The sequence below is a fragment of the Bradyrhizobium sp. P5_C11_2 genome, assembly GCF_054049755.1.
Genome location: NZ_JBFULT010000726.1, coordinates 1 through 3,103, shown reverse-complemented (window position 1 = coordinate 3,103; position 3,103 = coordinate 1). Strand labels below are relative to the sequence as shown.

Annotated in this window: 3 protein-coding genes and 1 pseudogene; 1 reads left to right on the top strand and 3 read right to left on the bottom strand. The window is 67.4% G+C overall.

Annotated features, from left to right (window positions below):
- From ACXJL8_RS37590 to ACXJL8_RS37580, 3 genes and pseudogenes are all read right to left on the bottom strand, one after another.
- Nucleotides 1-327, bottom strand: a pseudogene (locus ACXJL8_RS37590) (ABC transporter permease); the annotation flags it as partial.
- Nucleotides 324-1,274, bottom strand: a complete 951-nt coding sequence (locus tag ACXJL8_RS37585) for an ABC transporter permease (RefSeq protein ID WP_456617804.1) — start codon at nucleotides 1,272-1,274, stop codon at nucleotides 324-326. The gene ACXJL8_RS37585 and the pseudogene ACXJL8_RS37590, both read right to left, overlap by 4 nt.
- Nucleotides 1,275-1,358: 84 nt before the next feature.
- Entirely contained in the window at nucleotides 1,359-2,780 is a 1,422-nt protein-coding gene (locus ACXJL8_RS37580; RefSeq protein ID WP_456617805.1) for an amidase, read from the bottom strand.
- Between the two features lie 123 nt (nucleotides 2,781-2,903).
- Here ACXJL8_RS37580 and ACXJL8_RS37575 point away from each other — a divergent pair.
- On the top strand, nucleotides 2,904-3,103 hold a 200-nt coding region (locus ACXJL8_RS37575; protein WP_456686666.1), incomplete at its 3' end, for a LysR family transcriptional regulator.

The window sequence follows — 3,103 nt, the reverse complement described above, 5'->3', positions numbered from 1 at the left end:
GGTGAGACCGATGCTCACCGCGATGATGCCGACCATGATGGTGGAGCGTGCGCCGGCGAGCAGCAGCGAGACGATGTCGCGGCCGAAGGAATCGGTGCCAAGCCAGTGCGCCGCCGACGGCGGCTTGAGCTTCGCGGCGATGTCGATCTCGTAAGGCGACCAGGGCGTCCACACCAGCGACAGCAGCGCCGAGACGAGCACCAGCAGGCTGAGTGCGCCGCCCAGCACGAAGCTGCGATGACGCAGCGCGCGGCGCCAGAGCGTCCGGGCCGGCAGAGGACGCGTGACGGCCGGCGCGTCAACGAGGGTGGTCAGCGGCGCGCTCACAGGTCGTGCACCTTGATGCGGGGATCGATGAAGGCATAGAGCACGTCGACCACGAAATTGACGATGACGACCATGGTCGCGAGCAGCATCACGCAGTTGCGCACCACGATGAGGTCGCGATTGGCGATCGACTGGAAGATCAGGCGGCCGAGACCCGGCAGATAGAACACGTTCTCGATCACGATGGTGCCGGCCAGCAGATTGGCGAATTGCAGGCCCATCACCGTCATGACGGGGATCATGGCGTTGCGCAGCACGTGGCTCCACAGCACCTCGCGCTTGCCGAGGCCCTTCGCGCGCGCGGTGCGAACGAAATCCTCGCGCAGCACCTCAAGCACGGCCGAGCGCGTGACGCGCGCCAGGATCGCGGCCTGCACCACCGCGAGCGAGACCGCCGGCAACAGCAGTGATCTGACGCCGAGCCAGACACCGTCGTCCCAGCCGGGAAAACCGCCCGCGGAGAGCCATTGCAGCCTGACCGCGAACAGCAGGACCAGGAGGATCGCGAACCAGAAGTTCGGCAGCGCAATGCCCACCTGCGTCAGCGCCATCACGCCGACATCGCCGAGCTTGTTGTGGTTGGCGGCGGTGTAGATACCGGCCGAGAGCGCCAGCGTCACCGTGATCGTCATGGCCATGATCGCGAGCGGAATCGTCAGCACCAGCCGCTCGGCGATCAGGCTCGCGACCGGCGTGCCGTAGACATAGGAGTTGCCGAGATCGCCGACCAGAAGCCCCTTGATCCACTGCAAATAGCGCACCGCCAGCGGCTGGTCGAGCCCGAGCTTGACGGTGAGCGCGCGCACCGCATCAGGCGAGGCGTCCGCGCCCATCAGCATCTGCGCGGCGTTGCCGGGAAGCGCGTCCAGCACCAGGAAAATGATCAGGGATGCGCCAACCAGCGTCGCCAGCAAGGTCAGGACGCGTCGGAGGACAAATACGCTCATGCGCGCTCGGTTTCAGGGCTCATCCGCGGCACGATCAACATGTCCGGGCGCCGGAAGCAAGAGCTTTGCCGCATGCGCATCCCCTCAAGCCGGCCAGCGGGACAGAAGGTCGTGCGAGGCCTCGAACAGCGCGCTGACGCGCAGCAATTCCGCATCAGCCCGGAAATGGCCGACCAGCTGAAGCCCGATCGGCAGGCCGTCGCGGGCGAAACCGCTGAGCAGGCTGACCGCGGGGTGCCCGGTCATGTTGAACGGCATGGTCCAGGGGAACCAATGCGGCCGGACACTGTCGAAATGCTTGCCGTCGATCTCGATGGTGCCGAACAGATCCTGCTTGATCGGCAGCGCGGTGCGCGTGAGGGTCGGCATCGCCAGCAGATCGCCGCGCGCAAGCAGCGATTGCACCCGGCGGAACAGCGCGGTGCGCGCGAACATCGCCTCCTGGTAGTCGACGCCGCTGACCTCGGTCGCGAGCGCAAGCTGCTTGAGGAAGGCTTCGCTCAGCTCGTCCTTGTGCTCGGCCGCGAGCTTTGCAAAGCGCGTGCGCCAGACGGTGTGGTTGATGGCGCGCCAGATCGGCTCGATGTCGAAGCCGTCGCCGGAAAACTCCTCGAGCTCGGCCCCGAGGCCCGCCAGCCGGTCGAGGCTGGCCTTGAAGCTGGCCGCGACTTCGGCGGACACCGGGCGCCCGGGCGGCGAAGCGCAGAACAGGATCCTTTGCCCGCGCAGATCGCCGCGCGGGGCGGCCGTGCCGATGAAATCGGGCACGGGGACGCTGATCGACCAGGGATCGCAGGCATCCTCGCCGGCCATCGCCTGCATCATCAGCGCAGTATCGGCGACGGTGCGGGTGGTCGGCGTCACATAGGTCTGGTTGCCGAAGACATCCATGGCCTGGCTGTGCGGGATCACGCCGTTGCTCTGCTTTAAGCCCACCACGCCGTTGCAGGCGGCGGGAATCCGCGTCGAGCCGCCGCCATCGGTCGCAATCGCGAGCGGCGCGATGCCGCTGGCCACCGCCACCGCCGCGCCGCCGCTGGAGCCGCCGGAGGAACGGCACGCATCCCACGCGTTTCGGGTGCGGCCGAACAGCGGCGAGTCGGTCAGGCACTTGCTGCCGAATTCGGGCGTCGTGGTCTTGCCGATCAGGATGGCGCCTTCGGCGCGCAACCGCGCGACCGCCACGGCATCCTCGGCCGGCACATTGTGCTTGTAGGGAACGGCGCCGAAGGTGGTCTTCACGCCCCTGGTGTTGACGATGTCCTTGACGGTGACGGGGATGCCGTGCAGCAGGCCGAGCGGCTCGCCCGCCATCATTTTGCGCTCGGCCTCGCGCGCCTGCGCCATCGCCTCGTCGCCGCAGATCGTGATGAAGCAGTTCAGCTCGGGTTGGAGCGCCTCGGCGCGCGCCAGCACGGCGCGGGTGACCTCGACGGGCGAAATCCGCTTTCCGGCAATGAGGCCGCGCAGTTCGGTTGCGGACAGCAGGCAGGGATCGCCGTTCATCGTCAGGTCATGCTCCGAGGCCGGCCCTCATTGGCCGATAGCATTGACAGCGATGATGACAGTTTTGTTAACTCGCCGTCCAATACGATTTTTGACACCAACCCATACGTTTTCGGTATGCCAATGGATCTTCGCCGGCTCCGCTATTTCGTCGCCGTGGCCGAGGCGCGCAGCGTCGGCAAGGCTGCCGAGCGGCTGCGCATGGCCCAGCCGCCGCTCTCGGTGCAGATCCGCAAGTTGGAGGCCGAGGTCGGCGCGCCGCTGTTCCGCCGCGGCACGCGCGGCATGGACCGGACCGAGGCGGGCCAGGCGCTGCTGGCGCG